Genomic DNA, 21296 nt, shown 5'->3' on the forward strand with positions numbered 1-21296 from the left:
GACCAGCACGCACCCGCTTGCGCGTAGCTTCGTCCATTTTGGCCATCAACCGAACCTCCATTCAGCGTGATGACTGTATAACGCACCGGCAGAAAATCGGTTGTCATGGATTCAGTAATTCTCAATAATGCTCACTGACGAGCCAATCGGCGAAATTTCTCTGGTCATGCAGAACACGCCAGACATCGATGTGGTCGTCCCTTTCCACATAGCAGACTATGTATGGGTACCGCTTCAACGACCAACAACGTAATTCAGGAATGCCAAGCTCGTATGCATAGCGCGTCGAACCTGAGGACGGATGGCGACATATGTGAGCGTAGGCTTGTTCCAACGCATCAATGAAGCCCAACGCGGCTCGTTCGGCGTCTTCGTTCACATACCAGCTCACTGCGTCATCGACATCTTGCCTAGCCAACGCTCTCGGAATAAGTGGCTTAACCTTCATCCGCGAGCGTTCCGTACGCGTGCACGCAAGGAGTCAAAATATCCCTCATCGACGGCCGGCGTCTGCGCTGCTGCAGCTCCCTGCAACAACAGATCGCGAAGTCGCTGACGGTCTTGATCCTTACGAATAAGCTCGCGGACGTACTCGCTGCTGGTGCCGTAGCCACGCTGACTGACTTGTTCGTCGACAAATACTTTCAGCGCTTCCGGCAAGGAAATGTTCATCGTGCTCATGCGAGCATCCTACTTAGTTTGGCAAAATTTGGCAAGTCCATAATTTCCCAAGAAAAATGGATCCAGATTACGAGCCTCTCGTGGGATTGTTGCAACTCACGGGTGTTACTCAAGTTCTGGTCTCAGCGAGGACCTGCACGGGGCAGATCACTGCACGCTATATTGATGAGGCGTGTGCCGATGTGTTCGACAACAACGAATACTTCTACAATCCGCACCGGCGGCATTCAACATTGATCTTCGTTAGCACAGAGCATGGCGTGTCATTACATCCGTTCGGGAGAACGGGGGAAGGTCACGCACACCAGATGACTCAGTCAGGCCTTTGCTGCGCGATTGCCAAAACTCCGAGCCAGGCTGGCCTCGCGGGCCTAGCGTGCGTTATTTCTGTTTTCTGAAGCGACCACTATGGCCGATATGAAGAATGTGCGTGTTCCGCTAGTCTCGCAGTCTCCACGTACCGTCGGTGGTATGCCGCTGGCCATCTGGGCCGCGAATCGTTAGTGGTGCCTGTGGGCGGCAACCTGGGGCGGCGCGTGCTGCTGAGTCTATTCATCCTGCTCTACAAGAACGAGTTGGATGTAACTGCCCAATTAGGTCTGCCGCCAAACCGCGTCGTGGATATGGGGGCACGGTCGGACTTGGCCTGAGCGAAGCCATCGTCACGGCCGGCGCCGTTGCGCGGGGCTTTGCCGAGGGGGGGATGGAGGGGTGTCCTGGATTCATTCTAACGTCGCAGAGGCTCACGTTTTCGTTCGAACTGGGCTTGCCAACCCGCCGCGTCTATTCACACACATTTTCTCAGGGAGGCTACTTGCTACAAGGGCTGTACAGGTCGTTTGGCGCGGTCGTTGATGACGTTGGCTATGAAGTGAATTGCCTTGACACAATCGCGCTGCGTAATCGGCACGTCGCGATCAATCCGCTCTCTGATTACTTCTTCGCTGATCTACTCGCTCCGCTCGATCGCCGTGATGTAATCCGCCGCCGCCCCGAATGGCAGGAAATGGCTCTCAGCCTGGCGCGATTTATTGAGACCACCCTCGGACGGTACTGGGAAATCGAAGGCGCTTGTCGCCGAAACGTGTATTGCTGGCGGCGGGCCGAAGTCGTGGAAAGATGGGATTACCCGGCCTGGGCACAACGCGCCGCAACAAACTTGATGTACAAGGCGTACAGCATCTTCAAGCGCGGTGGCGAAGCCGATGCTGATGACGGCAACTTGTTGATGATGGCCCGACAGTACACCCGATATGGACTACTAATCGGATAGCTGGCCGGCGCGCGTCCAATGGGAATCTATGAGTAACGCACCCATGTCCGAATTCGAGCGGGCAAGTGTCGCGCTCGGCTATGTTCCGGCCGACGATCGCGACACGTGGCGTCAGGCCGGCATGGCGCTCAAGGCCGAATTTGGCGAAGAGGGTTTCGCCCTCTGGAACGAATGGAGCCAAGGCGCGCAGAACTACAACGCAAGAGACGCCCGCGATGTGTGGACGTCGTTCAAGGGCGGCAAGATCACCATCAACACGCTGTTCCACCTCGCAAAGCTTGGCGGCTTCGATCCGCGCGCGCATCGCGCCAAGCCGGTCGATCCGGAACAGCGCGAACGACAGCACGCTGAACGCGCCGCCCGAGAGGCGGCCGAGCTGGCGACACTCACCGAGAAACAGCAAGCCGCGTCGACGCTCGCTGAATCGATCTGGTCGGCGGCCGAGCCCGCGCCGACCGATCACCCCTACCTCGTTCGTAAACGCATCCCCGCCGACGCGCTGCGCGTCTATCGCGGCAACCTGAGCATCGGCACGGCCGCATGCGACGGCGCACTCGTCATTCCGGCAAGGGACGCGGACGGCCAGCTGTGGACGCTCGAATTCATCCTGACAGACGGGCAGAAACGCTATCTGCCGAACGGCCGTAAGGCGGGTTGTTTCTCGCTGATCGGCAGCCCGGTGTCGTCCGTCCTGCTGATCGGCGAGGGCTATGCGACCTGCGCGACGCTCGCAGCGGCAACGGGCTACCCGGCCGCCGTCGCGTTCGACGCCGGCAACCTGCACGCTATCGCGACAGCGCTGCGCGGTCGGTATCCGGACGCGCACCTCATCGTGTGCGCCGACGACGACCACACGACAAACGGCAATCCGGGCGTCACGAAGGCTCGCGCGGCAGCCGACGCGGTAGGCGGCGTGGCGGCCGTTCCCGACTTCGGCCCGAACCGTCCGGCAGCCGGAACGGACTTCAACGACTTGGCCGCCCACCTCGGCCCGGATGCGGTGGCCGTCGCCGTGCGCGCGGTGCTCACTCCGGCCGGCTCGTCGGACGCCGACAGGGGGGCAAGGCTAGGTCGCCAGTCGCGAAGCCCGCCAAGCGCCCGAAAACGGCTCGCGCGCAGGATGGCACGTGGCGATTCGAGGTCGACGACGAAGGCGTCTGGTATCACGGCTTCAACAATCAGGGCGATCCGCTGCCGCCGCATTGGATCAGCACGCGCATCGACGTAATCGCGGAGACGCGTAACGAGATGAGCAGCGAATGGGGCTACCTGCTGGAATTCACCGACCGCGACGGCATCCTCAAGCGATGGGCGGTGCCGGCCGGCCTGTTCGCGGGCGACGGGACCGAGTTGCGGCGCATGCTGCTCGATATGGGCGTGAAGCTCGGTGTCACGCAGACCGCCCGCACGCAGATCGCGAACTATATCCAGATGGCGCGCCCCGACGAGCGCGTGCGCTGCGTGCTGCGTGTCGGCTGGCATCACGGCGCGTTCGTGCTGCCCGATCGCGTGATCGGCACCGGCAAGGAGGCGCTGATCTATCAGGCCGATACGCCGATCCAGAGTCAGTTCAAGGAACGCGGCTCGCTCGCCGACTGGCGGCGCGAGGTCGCGGCCTACTGCGTCGGCAATAGCCGGCTGCTGTTCTGCGTCGCTACCGCCTTCGCTGGTCCGCTGCTGCATTTCTCCGGGCTTCAGTCGGGCGGCTTCCACCTGCTCGGCACGACGTCCAAGGGCAAGTCGACGGGCGGTGTCATCGCCGCGTCCGTATTCGGCTCGCCCGACTACGTGCGGAGCTGGAAGGCGACCGACAACGCACTCGAAGCCGTCGCCACGCAGCATAGCGACGCGCTGCTGATTCTCGATGAAATCGGGCAGGTCGAACCGCGCTTGGTTGGCGATGTGATCTACATGCTCGCGAACGAGTCGGGCAAGGCCCGCGCGTCGCGGAGCGGCTCAGCAAAGCCGGTTCTCACGTGGCGGCTGCTGTTCCTGTCGAACGGCGAAAAGAGCGTGTCCGCGCTGATGGCCGAGGGCAACAAGCCCATGAAAGGCGGTATCGAGGTGCGCTTGCCCGCGATCCCGGCCGAGGTCGGCGAAATGGGTGTCGTAGAGAAACTGCACGGCTTCCCGACGCCGGCCGCGCTAATCGAGCATCTAGAGCGGCACCCAGGCATGCACTACGGCACGGCCGGACCGGCCTTCATCGAATGGGCGTCGTCGCAGGCCGGCGAGCTGGCCGAGCATCTGCGCATGCGTGTCGATGAGCTGGTCGGGCAATGGGTGCCGGACGGCTCGCATTCGCAGGTCGCGCGCGTCGCGAAGCGGTTCTGCCTGGTTGCGGTGGCCGGCGAGCTGGCGACGGCGCACGGGCTGACCGGCTGGCCGCAGGGCGAAGTGGTCGAGGCTGCGCGCCGCTGCTTCGAAGGCTGGCTCGAACTGCGCGGCGGGACGGGTAATTCGGACGAGGCGGAAGCCGTGCGGCAGGTACAGCATTTCCTCGCCGCGCACGGCGACAACCGTTTCGTGTGCATGAACCGGGCACAGGACGACCATCGGCCGAACGTGCCGCATCGAGCGGGCTTCAAGCAGCACGTGAAGCGGGACGAGCGCCGCACGCCCATCGCATCCGATCGCGAGTATTACGCCGAGTTCGGCGGCAAGATGAGCGCCGAAAATGCCGAAAGCGTCGAGACGGAATACCTGATCGAAGCGGCCGTGTTTCGCAAGGACGTGTGCGCCGGGTTCGATCACAAGATGGTCGCCAAGGCGTTGATGAGGCGCGGCGTGCTGATGCCGCGCAGCGACGGCTATCCGTATCGACAGGAGTACATCCCCGGCCACGGGAAATTCATGGTGTATCGCGTTCGCCCGTCCATCTTCACGCTCGAACTGTGAACCGCGCCGCCGCCGTGCGGGAGGGCGGCGGCGGGAATTCCTTTGCGCGCGGTTCCACACCCGCGAATCAAAGTTGCTTTGGCAATGCGCACCAGATGGGACCGGGCGGCGCACGCTATGTGTTGCCTGCGCCTACAGGCCGGCGCTACGCAGTAACTCGGAGGGAAGAAGTTGCAATGCGTGCGCAATGCGGACGATATTCATGAAGGTAACGTTTCGTTCACCGCGTTCAATCTTGCCCATGTGCGAGCGGTCGATCTCTGCAAAATCAGCCAACGCCTCTTGCGACATCACCAATTCCTTGCGGCGAGCGCGAATCGCCGCGCCGAGCGACACAAGGTTTCCGTCCTTATCAAGTTTTCCCGAGATTCTTGCCATGCCTTGAATCGTCGCGCTATGGTGCATTCAAGGACACGGTATTTACGGACCATTTTCAGTTCGTCATGTCGCCTAGCTGTCATGTTGAGCTATAGATTGTCCTAAATTTCGATTGGAGCAGCCCCGTAAATCACTGGGCACGAGCCGGGAAAGCAGGTCTCGAATCTTGCTGAATTCGTAACGATCCGGGTTCGTTTATCTCCAGTATCTCCAGCGTTCTCCAAGTCTGTTTGGAGACAATCAAAGCCTTACGCCACAAGGCTTTGCGGCCGATTCTGGCGTTTATCTCCAAATCTCCAACGTGTTTTGCGCTGAGCGGCTTTGCGGCGGACACCCGAGACAAGCGCAAGCGTAGGCCGGGCGCGGCTCTCCGCGAGTTGGAAACCATCGAAAACGCGTTTCCGCAGGGGAAGTCGGCGACGCGCTCCCACCCACATTGTTGCGTCCATCGCAAGGGTTCAGCGGCCGGAGTCGCGGGGGGCCCCCATGCCGTCGCCGGCATGCGGGGGCTCACACCCGCGTCCTTTCTCTACTGGTGACGGATATAGGGGGGCCACATAATCATAGCGGGCTAAATCAATTGACCGCGTCACGTCCAGGTCACGCCCGTTTTATCGGTGAGAAACTCACGGAAGGGGGACATATTCATAGCGGCAATGGCGCTCACGACCAACAGGCGTACCGTCGAACGCCCGAGCGGCCAAGCGGTCAGGCTGCGGCTTTGGTTAATGTGGTCGCCACTTCCTGCTCGATGTAGTCGGCCCATGCCTGCATCAGCGTTCGGCGCTTTTCGAACAGGTCGCCGCGCCTGTACGCCGCCTCGGTTTTGTCGCGGATAGCATGCGCAAGCGCCATCTCGACTACCTCGTTCGAAAACGGTGTGCTCTCTGCCGCCCAATCCCGGAACGTCGAGCGGAAGCCGTGGACAGTCAGCGTGCAACGCTTCATGCGTTCCAACACTTGCAGCATCGCCATGTTGGACATCGGCCGTCGAGCCCTCATGCCCTCGAATACGACGGGCGAATCCTCCGACGTAGGCAGCGCTTTCAGCAGTTCCAATGCCACCGACGACAACGGAACACGATGCGCTCGCTTGGCCTTCATCCGCTCGGCTGGAACGGTCCAAAGCTGCGCATCCGCGTCGAATTCATCGTGGCGCGCACTGATCACCTCGCCGGTACGCATCGCCGTCAGGATCGTGAATTCCAGCGCACGCGCCGCCGTGCCGACCATGCCGCGCAACTCCGCGATGAACGCGCCAATTTCCGTGAAGGGAAGGGCGGTGTGATGCTTGGGCTTTTGCACCTTGGTCGGCGCGGCTAGCAGTTGATCGAGATGCCCACTCCATCGAGCCGGGTTCTCGCCGTCGCGCAGGCCACGCACCTTCGCCCAATCCAGCACGTTTTCGATTCGGCCGCGCAGGCGCGATGCGGTCTCATTTTTCGTTAGCCAGATCGGCTCAAGCACTCGACGCACGAGGTCCGTGTCGATGTCGGCGGGGCGCAATGCGCCGATGATGGGATAGGCGTAGGTCGCGAGGGTGTTCGTCCACTGTTGCGTGTGCTTCGGATTCACCCATTCCGCACTGCGTGCCTCGATAAACGCCGTCGCGCATTGCTTGAAGTTCAGCGCGCGGGCTGCGTCGATCTTGCGGCGGGTCTTCTCCTGCTTGCGCTGCATCGCAGGATCGTTGCCGCCCTGCACGGCCGCGCGATGCTCGTTCCGTGCCGCTCTTGCGGCCTCTAGCGTGACGCGTGGGTACGGGCCGATCTGTATCAAGCCTTCGCGGCCGTCCGGCTTCATGTACCGGAACTGCCAGTCCTTCAATCCGTTGGGCTTGACGAGCAATGCGAGACCGCCGCCGTCGCTAAGGCGATAGACGCGTTCGCGCGGCTTGGCCGCGCGGCATTGCAGATGACGTAGGAGGCTCTCAGGCATTGTCGTTATAGGTCCCAAAAGTACCCGGAAAAGTACCCGGCAAAATCTGAAATTTTACGACTTTTCTTGGAGGCTTGCGAAAGCTCAGATGGCCCGCAAACCCTTGTCTGGCTTGGCTTTGCGGCATTTCTTGAGAGGCGGGGAAAGCGTGTCATGGCGGAAGCGGTGAGATTCGAACTCACGGACGGTTGCCCGTCGCTGGTTTTCAAGACCAGTGCCTTAAACCACTCGGCCACGCTTCCAAGGCCGTGCATTGTAACCGAAATGACGCGCGAATCGATCGCGGCAACCCGGCCGATTCGCGCCGCCGCGCGGCCGCTCGCTCGTCGGTTATCCGCCGATCATTCGTCGCGCAAGAAGAGCGCCTGGAGATCGTTGAGGAAGCGCTGGCCGAGCGGCGTCGGCGCGATGCGCGTGTGATCGTGCACGATGAGGCCGCGCCGCTCGGCTTCCGCGAGCGCGGGCCCGATCGCGGCGAGCGACAGGCCGGTGCGCTCCGCGAAGCTGTGCGTGGGCACGCCTTCGACGAGCCGCAGCGCGTTCAGCATGAACTCGAACGGCAGATCGCGCGGCCCGACCTCGCGCTCCTCCTGCACGGCCGTGCCCGCTTTTGCCTGCTCGATGAACGTCGCAGGATGCTTGTAGCGCGCCTGGCGCAGGATCCGGTTCGGAAACGACAGTTTCGTGTGCGCGCCCGCGCCGATCCCGAGATAGTCGCCGAAGCGCCAGTAGTTCAGGTTGTGCTTGCACTGCCGATGCGGCTTCGCGTAGGCGGACACCTCATAGCGCTCGTAGCCCGCCTGCGCGGTGCGCTCGTGCAGCCAGTCCTGCATGTCGGCCGACGCATCGTCGTCCGGCACGACGGGCGGGAATTTCGCGAAATACGTGTTCGGCTCGAGCGTCAGGTGATAGAGCGACAGATGCGGCGGCGCGAACGACAGCGCGGTCTCGAGATCCGTACGGCATTCGTCGAGCGTCTGGTTCGGCAGCGCGAACATCAGGTCGAGATTGAAGTTGTCGAACGTGCGTGCGGCGATTTCGACCGCGGCGCGCGCCTGCGCGGCGTCGTGGATCCGGCCGAGCGCCTTCAGGTGAGCCTCGTTGAAGCTCTGGATGCCGATCGACAGGCGGTTCACGCCGCTTGCGCGGAATTGCGCGAACTTCGCCGCTTCGAACGTGCCGGGATTCGCTTCGAGCGTGATCTCGGCGTCCGCGTCGAGCGGCAGGAGCGCGCGCACGTCGGACAGCAGCCGGTCGAGGCCCGCCGCCGACAGCAGGCTCGGCGTACCGCCGCCGATGAACACCGTATGCACCTGGCGCCCCCAGACGAGCGGCAGCGCCTGCTCGAGGTCGGCGCGCACCGCGTCGAGATAGTCGTGCTCGGGCAGCGCGCCGCCGTCCTTCCATTCGTGCGAGTTGAAGTCGCAATACGGGCACTTGCGCACGCACCACGGGAAGTGCACGTACAGCGCGAGCGGCGGCAGCGACGCGAGCCGGATCCTGCCGGGCGCGACGAACGTCGCGACGACGCGCGCGCCGTTGGCGGCGGCGTCGCTCATCGAATCTCTCCCAGCCGCGCGACGAGCGACTTCAGCGCGAGCGCGCGATGGCTCACCGCATTCTTCGCGGCCGGATCGAGCTCCGCCGCGGTCGAGCCGAGCGCCGGCACGAGGAAGTGCGGATCGTAGCCGAAGCCGTGCGCGCCGCGCGGCGCGTCGACGATCTCGCCCGCCCAGCGGCCTTCGGCGATGATCGGCTCCGGATCGTCCGCGTGGCGCACGAGCGCGAGCACGCAGCAGTAGTACGCGCGCCGGTCTGCGACGTCGCGCAATTGTTCGACGAGATACGCATTGTTCGCCGCGTCGCTCTTCTCGCGGCCGGCACGCTGCGCGTAGCGCGCCGAATAGACACCCGGCGCGCCGCGCAGCGCGGCCACGCACAGGCCCGAATCGTCGGCGACGGCGGGCAGGCCCGTCGCGCGCGACGCATGGCGCGCCTTCGCAAGCGCGTTCTCGACGAACGTCATGTGCGGCTCGTCGGCTTCGGACACGCCGAGTTCGCCCTGCGGCACGACGTCGATGCCGGCCGTCGAGAAAAGGGCGGCGAACTCGCGCAGCTTGCCCGGATTGTTCGAGGCGAGGACGATGCGCGAGCGCGCGGCGTCGGTCGATGCATGCGACATCTCAGGCCTCCAGCGCCGCGCGCTGCAGACGCACGAGCTCGCCGATGCCGGCTTGCGCGAGGTCGAGGAGCGCGTTCATCTCGGCGCGCGAGAACGGCACGCCCTCCGCAGTGCCCTGTACCTCGATGAAGCCGCCCGAGCCCGTCATCACGACGTTCATGTCGGTGTCGCAAGCGGAGTCTTCGTCGTAGTCGAGATCGAGCACCGGCGCACCGCCAAACATGCCGACCGAGATCGCCGCGACGTAATCGGTGATCGGCGAGCGCGCGATCTTGCCTGCCGCGACGAGCTTCGTCACCGCATCGTGCGCGGCGACGAACGCGCCCGTGATGCTCGCCGTGCGCGTGCCGCCGTCGGCCTGGATCACGTCGCAGTCGAGGTGCAGCGTGCGCGGGCCGAGCGCGTCGAGATCGAATACCGCGCGCAGCGCGCGGCCGATCAGTCGCTGAATTTCCTGCGTGCGGCCCGTCTGCTTGCCGCGCGCCGCCTCGCGGTCGCTGCGCGTGTGCGTCGCGCGCGGCAGCATCCCGTATTCGGCGGTGAGCCAGCCCTGGCCGCGGTCGCGCAGGAACTCGGGCACGCGCTCGGCCACGCTCGCCGTGCAGATCACCTTCGTGTCGCCGAATTCGACGAGCACCGAGCCTTCGGCATGCTTCGTGTAGCGGCGCGTGATGCGCACGTCGCGCAGTTGGTCGGCGCGGCGACCGCTCGGGCGTGGGGAGGAATTCGTCATCGGGAGCAATATGCTTGAGGGGAAAGCTGGATTTTACCGCGCGCACGGCGCGTCGGCCCGGCGGGTCCGGCCCGCAAAAATGGGATAATGACCGTTTCGCGCCCCGCGCCTCGCAAGCGCCGGGCGTCTCGAATCCTCCTGGCCCGCTGGGCCATCAAACGACGGGACGAAACGATGATCTACAGCATGACGGGCTATGCGAGCGCGACGCGCGATCTCGCGACGGCCTCCGGCAACGGCGGCACGAGCGTATCGGTCGAATTCCGGACCGTGAATTCGCGCTTCCTGGACCTGAATTTCCGGATGCCGGACGATGTGCGCGCGTGCGAGCCGGCGCTGCGCGAGATGCTGATGAACAAGCTGTCGCGCGGCAAGGTCGACGTGCGCATCAACCTGCAGCGCGGCGACCAGAACGTGAACGCGGGCGCGCTGAACCACGTGGCGCTCAACCAGCTCGCCGAGCTCGAGCGCGCCGTGCTCGACGCGTTTCCGGGCGTCGGCCGCATGCGTGCTGGCGAGATCCTGCGCTGGCCCGGCGTGCTCGCCGAGAGCGGCGTGTCGGCCGACACGCTGCGCGACGCGGTGCTCGCGTGCGGCAAGGAAGCGATCGGCGAGCTCGTCGTCGTGCGCTCGCGCGAGGGCGCGCAGCTCGCGACGATGCTGCTCGCGAACGTCGCCGAGATGGAAGCGATCGTCGCGCGCATCGTGCCGCTCGTGCCGGAGCTGATCGCGAAGCATCAGCAGAAGATCGTCGAGCGGCTGCAGGAAGCGCTCGGCATCGCCGCGCCCGAAGGCAGCGCGCCCATCGCATCGCGCGAGGAGGCGGCCGAGCGAATCCGTCAGGAAGTGACGATGTACGGCATCCGCATCGACATCGCCGAGGAGCTGTCGCGCCTCACCGCGCATCTGAACGAGACGCGCCACGTGATCGAGAAGGGCGGCCGCGTCGGCAAGCGTCTCGATTTCATGATGCAGGAGCTGAACCGCGAGGCGAACACGCTCGGCTCGAAGGCGGCGGCGAAGGAGCTTGCCGACGCGTCGATGGCGCTCAAGCTGCTGATCGAGCAGATGCGCGAGCAAGTGCAAAATCTGGAGTAAAGCAACATGACCGATTCGAACCGCGACGGCGCGGCAGCGCACACGCTGCACGCCGGCGTCTATCCGGGCAATCTCTTCATGGTCGTCGCGCCGTCGGGCGCGGGCAAGTCGACGCTCGTCAACGCGCTCTTGTCGAAAGATTCGGAGATCTGCCTATCCATTTCGTACACGACGCGCAAGCCGCGTCCGGGCGAACAGGACGGCGAGCACTATCACTTCACGACGGTCGAGGATTTCCGCGAGCGTCACGCGCGCCACGAGTTTCTTGAGAGCGCCGAAGTGCACGGCAACTACTACGGCACGTCCCGCGTCTGGATCGAAGAGCAGATGAAGAACGGCCACGACGTGCTGCTCGAAATCGACTGGCAGGGCGCGCAGCAGGTGAAGAAGCAGTTCCGCAACGCGGTCGGCATCTTCATCCTGCCGCCGTCGCTCGTCGCGCTCGAGGAGCGCCTGAAGAAGCGCGGGAAGGACGAGCCGAACGTGATCACGCGGCGCCTGCTCGCCGCGGGCAGCGAGATCGCGCATGCGGCGGAGGCGGAGTACGTGGTCATCAACGAAACCTTCGAGCATGCGCTCGCCGAGCTCGAATGCATCGTCGCCGCGACGCGCCTGCGCTTCACGTCGCAATATGCGCGGCACGCCGAACTTTTCGTCGAGCTCGGCATTCATCTGCCGCATGCCGAGTGACGGCGGCGAACGAAGCACATAAGGTAGAATAACCAACATATTCAGAAGGAACGACCCAACATGGCTCGCATTACCGTTGAAGACTGCCTGAAGCAGATTCCGAACCGCTTCGAACTGGCGCTTGCCGCCACTTATCGCGCGCGGCAGCTCGCGCAAGGCCATACGCCGAAGATCGAAAGCCGCGACAAGCCGACGGTCGTCGCGCTACGCGAGATCGCGGCCGGCCAGGTCGGTGTCGAAATGCTGAAGAAAGTGCCGGTTTAAGGCACACTCGGATTTCTTCAGCCATGTAGTCCCCGCGCAACCGACGTGCGAACCAAGGAGGCGAAAATGAGCACCACACCATCGTCCGCCTCCTCGGAGGCCGGCCACGCCGAGACCACCGCACCGTCGCCCGCGCGTCAATACATCGACGCGGTCCTCGAACAGTCGTTTCGCCATCTGTTCGGGCCGACCGCGACGCCGGAACAGCCGCGCAAGCACGGCGTCGTCTCCATCGCGAAACTGACCGCCGCGCTTGCCGATTACCTCAGTCCCGAGGAAATCAAAGAGGTCAAGGCGGCGTTCCACTTCGGCGACGAAGCCCACCTCGGTCAATATCGCCAGAGCGGCGAACCTTACATCACCCATCCCGTCGCCGTCGCGGAAATCTGCGCCGGCTGGAAACTCGACGCCCAGGCGATCATGGCGGCGCTTTTGCACGACGTGATGGAAGACCAGGGCGTGACGAAGAGCGAGCTTGCCGAGCGCTTCGGCCCGAAGGTCGCCGAGCTCGTCGACGGTCTGTCGAAGCTCGACAAGATGGAATTCAGGAGCCGCGAGGAAGCGCAGGCGGAGAATTTCCGCAAGATGCTGCTCGCGATGGCGCGCGACGTGCGCGTGATCCTCGTGAAGCTTGCCGACCGCCTGCACAACATGCGCACGCTGGGCGCGGTGCCGATGGAAAAGCGCCGCCGCGTCGCGCGCGAGACGCTCGACATCTACGCGCCGATCGCGCACCGCCTCGGCCTGAACAATACGTATCGCGAGCTGCAGGACATGAGCTTCGCGAACTTCAATCCGAATCGCTACGCGACGCTTGAGAAGGCGGTGAAGGCCGCGCGCGGCAACCGCCGCGAAGTGATCGGCAAGATCCTCGAGTCGGTGCAGCGCGCGATGGCGGACGCGAAGATCGGCGCCGAGATCACCGGCCGCGAGAAGACGATCTACAGCATCTACAAGAAGATGCGCGACAAGCAGTTGTCGTTCTCGCAGGTGCTCGACGTGTACGGCTTCCGGATCGTCGTCGAGCATCCGCTCGACTCCTACACGTGCATCGGCGTGCTGCACGCGCTCTACAAGCCCGTGCCGGGCAAGTTCAAGGATTACATCGCGATCCCGAAGGTCAACGGCTATCAGTCGCTGCACACGACGCTCGTCGGCCCGTTCGGCGCGCCGATCGAGTTCCAGGTGCGCACGCGCAAGATGCACGAGATCGCGGAAGCCGGCGTCGCCGCGCACTGGCTCTACAAGAACGGCAGCGCGGATCTGAACGACGTGCAGACGCGCGCGCACCAGTGGTTGAAGTCGCTGCTCGACATCCAGAGCGAGGCGGGCGATTCGAGCGAATTCCTCGAGCACGTGAAGATCGATCTGTTCCCGGATGCGGTCTACGTGTTCACGCCGAAGTCGAAGATCATGGCGCTGCCGCGCGGCGCCACCGCGCTCGACTTCGCGTATTCGATCCACAGCGATCTCGGCAACCAGTGCGTCGCCGTGAAGATCAACAACGAGCTGCTGCCGCTGCGCACCGAGCTGAAGAGCGGCGACATCGTCGAGGTGATCACCGCGCCGTACTCGAAGCCGAATCCCGCGTGGCTCGGCTTCGTGCGCACCGGCAAGGCGCGCTCGGCGATCCGGCATTACCTGAAGACGATGCGCCTGAACGAATCGGTGCAACTGGGCGAGCGGCTCGTCGACCAGAGCCTGAAGGGCTACGGGCTCGCGCTTGCCGACGTCGCGCCCGAGGTGTGGGAAAAGCTCGTCCAGTGGACGGGCAACAAGAGCCGTCAGGAAATCTTCGCGGACATCGGCCTCGGCCGCCGGGTGGCCGCCGTGATGGCGAAGCGCATCGAAGTGCTGATGAGCGGGCGCGACGCCGACGACGATCTGCCGCGCGCCGAGCGTCATGCGGCGAACCATGCGCCGCCCGTCGTCATCACCGGCACGGAAGGAATGTCAGTGCAACTGTCGGCGTGCTGCCGGCCGATTCCGGGCGACGACATCATGGGCTACATCGGCATCGGGCTCGGGATGGCGATCCATACGACCGCGTGCCGTGTCGCGCAGCGGATCCACCGGCGTGATCCGGGCCGCTGGATCGACGTCGCGTGGGCGCCGCAGCCGGGACGTCTGTTCGACGTCGCGGTGAAAGCGCTCGTGAAGAACACGAAGGGGATCTTCGCGCGCGTCGCGGCCGACATTACGTCGGCCGACGCGAACATCGTCCATATCGCGATGGACGAGGATCTGACGCACGAATCGACGGTGCTGCGCTTCGTGATCCAGGTGAGCGACCGCGTGCACCTCGCGAACGTGATGCGCCGCGTGCGCACGAATCCGGATGTGATGCGAATCATGCGCGAGCGTTCGAACGACGACGTCGTGCATGCACGGCACGACGGCGGGATGCGGATCGATCGCGAGCGGCAGGACTACTAGCGCGGGCGGGTGCCCGAGGGGCGAGTGCGCGGGTGCCGCGCGTCGTCGACGGCGCGCCTTGGGGCCGCCGTTATCATTTCGAGTACGAGGCGCGCCGGAGGCAGGAGGCGAGCGGGCGGCATATGCCGGCTCCATAGCGGGCTAGCAACGCGGCAGCGCATCCGCCCGCCGTGCGTACAAAACAAAGGGCCTTCCCGGAGGAAGGCCCTTCATAAATGGCGCGGCTGGCAGGATTCGAACCCACGACCCCTTGGTTCGTAGCCAAGTACTCTATCCAACTGAGCTACAGCCGCACGCAAAGCGGTACAACTTTAAACTGAAAGGGCCCTCTCGGGAGAAGGCCATTCGAAAAAGTGGCGCGGCTGGCAGGATTCGAACCCACGACCCCTTGGTTCGTAGCCAAGTACTCTATCCAACTGAGCTACAGCCGCACGCAGAAGTGGGATTATAGCAAACAAATTTGAAAAGGGAAGTCTTTCGCAGCGATTTATCGGATGAAGCTGTTCGTGTAATCTTGAAGCATCCGATAGCCGTTGAAATTGCATCATGAACAAAGCGTTTGTGAAGGAGTCGGACGGTGACGACGACGACCTCGAACATGCACAGGCAGCCATCCCGCCTGGCGCGAAGAACTACATCACGCCGGCGGGTCACAAGCGCCTGCGCGACGAACTGCTGCACCTGATCGACGAGGAGCGCCCGGAAGTGGTGAAACTCGTGTCGTGGGCGGCGTCGAACGGCGATCGCTCCGAAAACGGCGACTACATCTACGGCAAGCGGCGCCTGCGCGAAATCGACCGCCGTATCCGCTTTCTGACGAAACGGCTCGATCTTGCCGAAGTCGTCGATGCGAGCCGCCAGGAGAACGCGGACCTGGTGTTCTTCGGCGCGACCGTCGAATACGCGACGCAGGACGGCACCGAGCATACGGTGACGATTGTCGGCGTCGACGAGGTCGATCTGGATCGCGGACACGTGAGCTGGATCTCGCCCGTCGCACGCGCGCTGCTGAAGGCGCGCGTCGGCGACACGGTCACGCTGCTGACGCCGGTTGGTCCGGAGCCGATCGACGTGCTCGACGTCCGCTATCCGGCGCCGGGCGCGGCATAAGTCGTAGTCGAAGGAGGGCGCTTCGCTTCTCGTGCGTCCGCGGCGAATGCGGATCGGCCGATGTGCTGTTCACGAGCGGGGGATGGCGGGCGGGCCGTGCCGACGGCGTGACCGCGGCTGCGTCGCACGTCGGCTCTACGCGACAAAGCATAAAAAAAGCGCCCCGTTCGAGGCGCTTTTAATTGGTGCTGAACCGCGATCAATTAGAAGCGGTGGCGCAGGCCGGCCGTGACAGCGACCTGCTTTTCGCTCGACGACATGCCGCCGATGCCGTTGATGTAAGCACCGAGGCCCGTGCCGTCGCTGTTGACCTTCTGATACACGCCTTGCAGGTACACGTCCGTGCGCTTCGACAGCGCGTAGGCCGTTTGCAGGTTGAACTGGTTCCAACCCGGGTGATGGTTTTCGATGAAGCCCGCGGTGTACGTGTACGAGCCCGAAACCGTCCAGGCCGGCGTAATCGCGTAACGTCCGTTCACTTCGTAGTTGTTGAAGCGCAGGAACGTGCCGTCGAGTGCGATGCCGTCCGCGACGCCCGATGCGCCCGCGCCGATCGCCGTCGCGCGGTTGACGCGCGATTGCGTGAACACGAAGCCGGCCGTCGCCGGGCCGAACGTGTAGTTCAGGCCGCCGCCGAACACGCGCTGGCGCTTGCCGACGAACGTGTTGTCGAGTGCGACGGCGCCCGATGCGTTGGAGACCGCCGGACCGAAGTTGTTGTTCAGTTGCAGGTAGCCGGCGCCGATGTTGAAGCCGGCGTAGCTGTACGACACGCCTGCGCTATACGCACGGTTGTTCGTAAACTGGTTGCTGTTCGAGAAGCCGTACAACGCGCCGAACTTCAGGCCGGCCCAGTTCACGCTCGTGTATTTGACCGCGTTGTTGATCCGGAACGAATTGTTCAGGTTGTCATTGTCGAACGGATGGGCGAACTGCGTACCGCCGAATTGCGTGCCCGTCAGCGACAGCGGCCCGATGTAGTCGACGACGCTGTCGTATTGGCGGCCGAGCGTCAGCGTGCCGTATTGCTCGTGCGACAGGCCGACAAATGCCTGGCGGCCGAATTCGCGGCCGTTCTGCTTCAGCGTGCCGTTATTGATGCCGAAGCCGTTCTCCAAGACGAAGATCGCCTTCAGGCCGCCGCCGAGATCCTCGGCGCCGCGCAGGCCCCAGCGGCTGCCGTTGACCGAGCCGGTAGATTGCGACCACGAGCTGTGGCCGCCTTGGTTGTTCGTGTAGGTGATGCCGGCGTCGATCAGGCCGTACAGCGTCACGCTGCTTTGTGCGTGGGCGGCCGTCGCGAAGACGCCAGAGAGAGCGGCAACGATGAGGATCTTTTTCATTGGGTTTATCTCCGTCCGAAACAGGGTGGATGACGATATCTGACCTGTTCTTCGATGTTCCCGGCCGCTGCTGCGAGAAACGGAGCCGGGGCATGTCTCGGGCGTGTACCGGCGCCCGCCATCAAGCTATCCGCAGTGTAAAAGAGCGTTGTCGAAAGTCGAGGAATTCGGTTTAAGAAATAATGTATTTTCTTTTCGGCAATAATTGGGTTGGCGGCGGAAACCCTTGTGAGGCAAGGCTTTGAGCCTCGTCGGGGGAATATTTCTCCGCCTCCGAACCTGCGGCAGCGTTGCGCGACAGCGACAATGTGTGGGGCGGCGGCCGGGTGTGCGTCGCGTAAGAAAGTGATTATTGACGCTTCGGCAATAGAGGTTTGTGGGGAGTATGACTAATGAAAGGGAGTCAACTCGTTATACTGCAGCTTCTGCTTACCAAAGCAGACTTTTTCGTTGACGGAAAAGATCTCCAAACCTTTGTCGGCGCGACTTTCCGGTCGCGCTTTTTTTGCCTGCCTATTGTTCGTACCAGCGCCTGCGGCGCTTGGGCGACTGCGTGTCCGCTTGTTCCTCTCGCGCCGGCATGGCGGGTTGCGCCCAGTCTTCCATCACATAGTGACGCGCATCGAGCGGTGACGCGAGCAGGTTTTGCCAGTGATCGCCGTGCCATGTCGCGTCGAATTCGCTGGCGAACGTTGCGGACGTCGCCGGTGCGCGGCCCGCCGAATTGCTGCGGCGCGCAATGCCGAGCCGGTGTGCGAAGCGTTTGATGCCGTTCAGCATGACAGTCTCCCGCGCCCTTAGAGGCGACGATCAGCATTGCAAATGTTTTTGCGCGCCGCAACCCGGAAAAATACCGAGCTGCGGCCGATTCGCTTGATCGCGGTAGATTTTTCTTTTGCGAAATTAAATGACGAACTGCCCCGGTAATAATGACAGGTGTTGTTGCGGTTAATTAATTTCTCGCTTCGAGTGTACCGATTCCAGTTGTATTTGTATCAAATCGCATAAGAGGTCATCAAAAATTTTCTTGACTGAATTGGATTCCCCCATTTATAAAAGCACCACCAAGCTTGCGGTGCTTCCTGTACGTCGAATGAGGGGGTTGAGGAAGTGCCGGGGCTTTGTGTGACGGTATAAGGGCGTAGCCCGTGTTTATTTTTATTTAGTGGGGAACTAGGAATATGGATACCGGTATCGTGAAATGGTTTAACGATGCTAAGGGCTTCGGCTTTATTACGTCGGACAATGGCGGCGAGGATTTGTTTGCCCATTTCTCCGAAATCAAGATGGACGGCTTCAAGACCCTTAAAGAGAATCAGCGTGTTTCGTTCGAAGTGAAAACCGGCCCGAAAGGTAAGCAAGCCGCGAATATTCAGGCGCTTTGAACGCCTGAAACGCACCGAGGGCCGTGCAACCCCCGCTTAGGCGGGGGTTTTGGTTTTTCGGGAGGGTAGAATGGGGACTGCTAGCGCCGCGGGCTGTCCCCCGCGTCCATCCGACAAAACACGAAGCACCGTCTGCCCGCCATCCATGTCCGCCTCGCCGCTGCTCCACCCTGCGATCGACGCGCCGCTCGCGTTCGTCGATCTCGAAACCACCGGCGGCTCGGCCGTCGAGCATCGCATCACCGAAATTGGCATCGTCGTCGTGAGCCCGGATCACGTGTCGACCTGGACGACGCTCGTCAATCCGCGGCAGGCAATCCCGCCGTTCATCCAGCAACTGACGGGCATCACGAACGACATGGTGCGCGACGCGCCGACGTTCGCCGACGTCGCGTCCGCATTGTTCGAGCGACTCGACGGCAAGCTCTTCGTCGCGCACAACGCGAGCTTCGACCGCGGTTTTCTGCGCGCGGAATTCGAGCGGGCGGGCTTTGCGTTCAATCCCGACGTGCTCTGTACGGTGCGGCTGTCGCGCGTGCTTTTTCCGCGCGAGTCGCGCCACGGGCTCGACGCGCTGATCGAGCGCCACGCGCTCACGCCGTTGGCGCGCCACCGGGCGCTCGCCGACGCGGATCTCATCTGGCAGTTCTGGCAGAAATTGCACAACGCGATACCGGGCGAGCAACTGCGTGAGCAGATCGAGCGCACGACGCGCCGTTTCAAGCTCGCGGGCGAGTTGACGGAAGAGCGCCTGGAGCGCGCGCCCGCCGGTTGCGGCGTCTACGCGCTGTTCGGCGACGACGATGTGCCGCTCTACGTGGGCCGCAGCGTCCGGGTCCGGCAGCGGCTGCGCGCGCTGCTGACGGGCGAGCGGCGCTCGTCGAGGGAAATGCGGCTGGCGCAGCTGGTTCGGCGCGTCGAGTGGCGCGAGACGGGCGGCGAGCTCGGCGCGCTGCTGGCCGAGGCGGACTGGATCGCCGCGCTCGCGCCGTCGTTCAACCGGCGGCCCGACCGAAGCGCGGCGCGCCCGGCTGGCGACGCGAACTGGCCGTTCGACGGGCCGGCCGCGTTCGAGGAGCGCGGCGCATCGAGCGTCTTCCACGTGGTCGACCGCTGGCGCTACGTCGGCGCCGCTTTTTCCATCGAGCAGGCAGCGACGCTTGCGGCTCAGGCGCGCGAGGCGAGCGAACGCGAAGTGGACGCCACGCCAGCGGTGCGCCGCATTCTGCAAACGCATCTCGCGCGCGGGCTGCAGCTGATTCCGCTTGCTAGCGCGGCGCCCGCCGACGCTCAGCCGACGGCGCTTGCGCCGCCCGCCGTGCAGACGTGCGACAGTGCGGTGCCGAGTGCGTCCTTCTGGCCGGAATCGTAGCGCGTCAGTGTTTTCCAGTTCGCGACGCTGCGAGCGAGACGCGACGGGCAATCCGGCGCGTCGCGCAGCGGCGCGACGCGAGCGAGCGCGGCGATCAGCGACTGCGTCAGCCGATCGAGCTGCGGCCGCGTGCTCGTCGCGAGATCGGGCGGGGGGCCCTCGGGACCGTGCGTCGCGCGCCACGTCGCAAAGAGCGCGTTCTGCACCTGCTTGCTCGCCGTGATTTGGTCCTCGAAAAAGGCGCGGGCATAGGCGGGATCCACGCCGTTCGCCGTTGCGCGCCGCTCGACGTCGGCAAGGAGCGCCGCTTCGCGCGGCGAATCCGAGATCGGCTTCTTGTTGATCCACTTCCAGTGGGCGACGGGCTCGGCGAGCGCGAGGCGCTGCGACGCGAGTGCGACGAGGTTCGTGAGCGCGGTGTCGTCGCCGTCGGCGGCGGCGATGCGAGGTGCGGTCAGCACGGCGAGGCCGAGCACGGCGGCGCCCAGGCTTGCGCGAAGCGACAGTTTCATGGCGAAAAATGACAATGCCGGCTTGCAGGAGCCGAGCGATGGAAAAAACAGAAGAATAAGCGAAGACGTTGCGCGGCGACGCGGCGCAAGCAGGAGATCAGCGGACGCAGCTACTTCGACCCGGCTGGCCGATGCGGCCCGGGTTCAGCGCAACTTGCCGAGACGAGGAAGCGGTGGAGCGCACGGAAACGTTCGCGAACACGCGACGGCTCACCGGCCCGAACGCGCCGTCAGCGAATGCACGGTCACTTCGGCGTGCACAGCTTGTGCTGCTCGTCGAAGAACGCGCGCACATGCTCGGGCAGCTCGGCGAGAAACTCGACGGCCACGGGCTCTGGGTCCGGGCTCATCACTTTCTCGGGCGGCGGGATGCGGGTTGGCCTTTCGTCCATGATCTCTCTCCTTGGGTAAGGTGATTATCGATCGCAAGTTTTGCTCTGTGCCAGCGTTCAATCGTTAGATTTTGTCTATGTTGCTTAAACGGCACATACATTTGCGTTGATTTGCAGCAATGCGCGATCCCGCACGGATGCGCATCCTACGCAGCGCAATCGCAAACGGCCTTGTTATACTGCGCGCCTCTTTCTACCGAACTGCGATGAAACGTTCGACGCGATGGATGAGCCTCGTCTGGCTGGCGCTGGTACTCAACGTACTGTCGCCCGTCATCGGCTACGCGCGCGCCGCCGCGAACGCGTCCGATACGCCGTTCGCGCTCGAATTGTGCAGCGCAGCGGGCGCGAAACGCATCGTCGTCGATGGCGGGACGCGCCAGGACAACGGCTCGCTCGCGCACGTCGCGCATTGCGTCTACTGTCCCGGCTTCGCCGCCAACGTCGCGCTCGGCTCGAGCGCGCCCGCGTTGCCGAGCTTCGTCCGCGCATTCGTTTATGCGAGCCGCGTCGAGCGGCCCGCCGTCTTTTTCCGCCGCGGCGTGCGCATCGCGCAGCCGCGCGCCCCGCCTGAAACCGTCCCGGTCTGATCCCTGCAATTCGCTCGCGCG

General features: G+C 63.7%; 20 protein-coding genes, 3 tRNA genes and 1 pseudogene. 10 read left to right on the top strand and 14 right to left on the bottom strand.

Annotated elements, in window-relative coordinates:
- Positions 1-121 precede the first annotated feature (121 nt).
- Together WS62_RS34475 and WS62_RS21380 are read right to left on the bottom strand one after the other, a co-directional pair.
- Entirely contained in the window at positions 122-448 is a 327-nt protein-coding gene (locus WS62_RS34475) for a type II toxin-antitoxin system RelE/ParE family toxin (protein ID WP_082721178.1), read from the bottom strand.
- Complete coding sequence (locus WS62_RS21380; RefSeq protein WP_066574974.1) at positions 445-681, bottom strand: ribbon-helix-helix domain-containing protein; 237 nt, start codon at positions 679-681, stop codon at positions 445-447. Before WS62_RS21380 ends, WS62_RS34475 begins: the two co-directional genes overlap by 4 nt.
- Before the next feature lie 814 nt (positions 682-1495).
- Here WS62_RS21380 and WS62_RS21385 point away from each other — a divergent pair.
- Positions 1496-1954: a hypothetical protein gene (locus WS62_RS21385; RefSeq protein WP_156441074.1), complete on the top strand. Its 459-nt coding sequence runs from the start codon at positions 1496-1498 to the stop codon at positions 1952-1954.
- Between the two features lie 43 nt (positions 1955-1997).
- A pseudogene (locus WS62_RS21390) lies at positions 1998-4852 on the top strand (DUF927 domain-containing protein).
- Positions 4853-4984: 132 nt separating this feature from the next.
- Here the strand turns inward: WS62_RS21390 and WS62_RS21395 are convergent.
- From WS62_RS21395 to rph, 6 genes are all read right to left on the bottom strand, one after another.
- Positions 4985-5230 carry a helix-turn-helix domain-containing protein gene (locus tag WS62_RS21395; protein WP_066574978.1) on the bottom strand — a complete coding sequence of 82 codons (246 nt, stop codon included), beginning with the start codon at positions 5228-5230 and terminating at the stop codon, positions 4985-4987.
- 708 nt (positions 5231-5938) lie between these two features.
- Complete coding sequence (locus tag WS62_RS21400) at positions 5939-7168, bottom strand: tyrosine-type recombinase/integrase (RefSeq protein WP_066574979.1); 1230 nt, start codon at positions 7166-7168, stop codon at positions 5939-5941.
- A 154-nt stretch (positions 7169-7322) separates the two neighbouring features.
- A tRNA-Ser gene (locus tag WS62_RS21405) sits at positions 7323-7410 on the bottom strand.
- A gap of 99 nt (positions 7411-7509) precedes the next feature.
- Positions 7510-8727 carry a radical SAM family heme chaperone HemW gene (gene hemW / locus WS62_RS21410; RefSeq protein WP_066574980.1) on the bottom strand — a complete coding sequence of 406 codons (1218 nt, stop codon included), beginning with the start codon at positions 8725-8727 and terminating at the stop codon, positions 7510-7512.
- Positions 8724-9350, bottom strand: coding sequence for an RdgB/HAM1 family non-canonical purine NTP pyrophosphatase (rdgB, locus tag WS62_RS21415; protein WP_066493328.1), 627 nt, complete (start codon positions 9348-9350; stop codon positions 8724-8726). Before rdgB ends, hemW begins: the two co-directional genes overlap by 4 nt.
- A gap of 1 nt (position 9351) precedes the next feature.
- Entirely contained in the window at positions 9352-10083 is a 732-nt protein-coding gene (gene rph / locus WS62_RS21420) for a ribonuclease PH (protein ID WP_066574985.1), read from the bottom strand.
- 174 nt (positions 10084-10257) lie between these two features.
- On the opposite strand from rph, the gene WS62_RS21425 reads away from it, so the two are divergent.
- From WS62_RS21425 to WS62_RS21440, 4 genes are all read left to right on the top strand, one after another.
- Positions 10258-11181 (top strand): YicC/YloC family endoribonuclease, encoded by a 924-nt coding sequence (locus tag WS62_RS21425; RefSeq protein ID WP_066574987.1) that lies wholly within the window; start codon positions 10258-10260, stop codon positions 11179-11181.
- A 6-nt stretch (positions 11182-11187) separates the two neighbouring features.
- The gene (gene gmk / locus WS62_RS21430; protein ID WP_066574989.1) at positions 11188-11871 is read left to right on the top strand and encodes a guanylate kinase; all 684 of its coding nucleotides are present in this window, start codon (positions 11188-11190) and stop codon (positions 11869-11871) included.
- Between the two features lie 60 nt (positions 11872-11931).
- Positions 11932-12135: a DNA-directed RNA polymerase subunit omega gene (gene rpoZ, locus WS62_RS21435; protein ID WP_006025620.1), complete on the top strand. Its 204-nt coding sequence runs from the start codon at positions 11932-11934 to the stop codon at positions 12133-12135.
- Positions 12136-12201: 66 nt separating this feature from the next.
- Entirely contained in the window at positions 12202-14571 is a 2370-nt protein-coding gene (locus tag WS62_RS21440) for a RelA/SpoT family protein (protein WP_066574990.1), read from the top strand.
- Between the two features lie 216 nt (positions 14572-14787).
- On the opposite strand, the gene WS62_RS21445 is transcribed toward WS62_RS21440, so the two are convergent.
- Positions 14788-14864 (bottom strand) — tRNA-Arg (locus WS62_RS21445).
- Between the two features lie 61 nt (positions 14865-14925).
- A tRNA-Arg gene (locus WS62_RS21450) sits at positions 14926-15002 on the bottom strand.
- A gap of 115 nt (positions 15003-15117) precedes the next feature.
- Between WS62_RS21450 and greB the strand changes: the two genes are divergently transcribed.
- Positions 15118-15681: a transcription elongation factor GreB gene (gene greB, locus WS62_RS21455; RefSeq protein ID WP_066574993.1), complete on the top strand. Its 564-nt coding sequence runs from the start codon at positions 15118-15120 to the stop codon at positions 15679-15681.
- 203 nt (positions 15682-15884) lie between these two features.
- On the opposite strand, the gene WS62_RS21460 is transcribed toward greB, so the two are convergent.
- Both WS62_RS21460 and WS62_RS21465 read right to left on the bottom strand, forming a co-directional pair.
- Positions 15885-17024 carry a porin gene (locus tag WS62_RS21460; RefSeq protein ID WP_066574996.1) on the bottom strand — a complete coding sequence of 380 codons (1140 nt, stop codon included), beginning with the start codon at positions 17022-17024 and terminating at the stop codon, positions 15885-15887.
- A gap of 513 nt (positions 17025-17537) precedes the next feature.
- Complete coding sequence (locus tag WS62_RS21465; protein ID WP_066574999.1) at positions 17538-17804, bottom strand: hypothetical protein; 267 nt, start codon at positions 17802-17804, stop codon at positions 17538-17540.
- 401 nt (positions 17805-18205) lie between these two features.
- Between WS62_RS21465 and WS62_RS21470 the strand changes: the two genes are divergently transcribed.
- Together WS62_RS21470 and WS62_RS21475 are read left to right on the top strand one after the other, a co-directional pair.
- Complete coding sequence (locus WS62_RS21470; RefSeq protein ID WP_010105623.1) at positions 18206-18409, top strand: cold-shock protein; 204 nt, start codon at positions 18206-18208, stop codon at positions 18407-18409.
- Positions 18410-18554: 145 nt separating this feature from the next.
- Positions 18555-19781 (top strand): exonuclease domain-containing protein, encoded by a 1227-nt coding sequence (locus WS62_RS21475; RefSeq protein WP_066575002.1) that lies wholly within the window; start codon positions 18555-18557, stop codon positions 19779-19781.
- Here WS62_RS21475 and WS62_RS21480 read toward each other — a convergent pair.
- Both WS62_RS21480 and WS62_RS37525 read right to left on the bottom strand, forming a co-directional pair.
- Positions 19700-20293 (bottom strand): chorismate mutase, encoded by a 594-nt coding sequence (locus WS62_RS21480; protein WP_066575008.1) that lies wholly within the window; start codon positions 20291-20293, stop codon positions 19700-19702. The two genes, WS62_RS21475 and WS62_RS21480, sit on opposite strands and share 82 nt — an antisense overlap.
- A 245-nt stretch (positions 20294-20538) precedes the next feature.
- A complete protein-coding gene (locus WS62_RS37525) occupies positions 20539-20685 on the bottom strand; it encodes a hypothetical protein (RefSeq protein ID WP_038750945.1) in 147 nt (48 codons plus the stop codon).
- Between the two features lie 206 nt (positions 20686-20891).
- On the opposite strand from WS62_RS37525, the gene WS62_RS21485 reads away from it, so the two are divergent.
- A complete protein-coding gene (locus WS62_RS21485) occupies positions 20892-21275 on the top strand; it encodes a DUF2946 domain-containing protein (protein ID WP_066575010.1) in 384 nt (127 codons plus the stop codon).
- Positions 21276-21296 lie beyond the last annotated feature (21 nt).

The sequence above is a fragment of the Burkholderia sp. ABCPW 14 genome (assembly GCF_001523835.1).
GTDB classification, from domain to species: Bacteria; Pseudomonadota; Gammaproteobacteria; order Burkholderiales; family Burkholderiaceae; genus Burkholderia; species Burkholderia mayonis.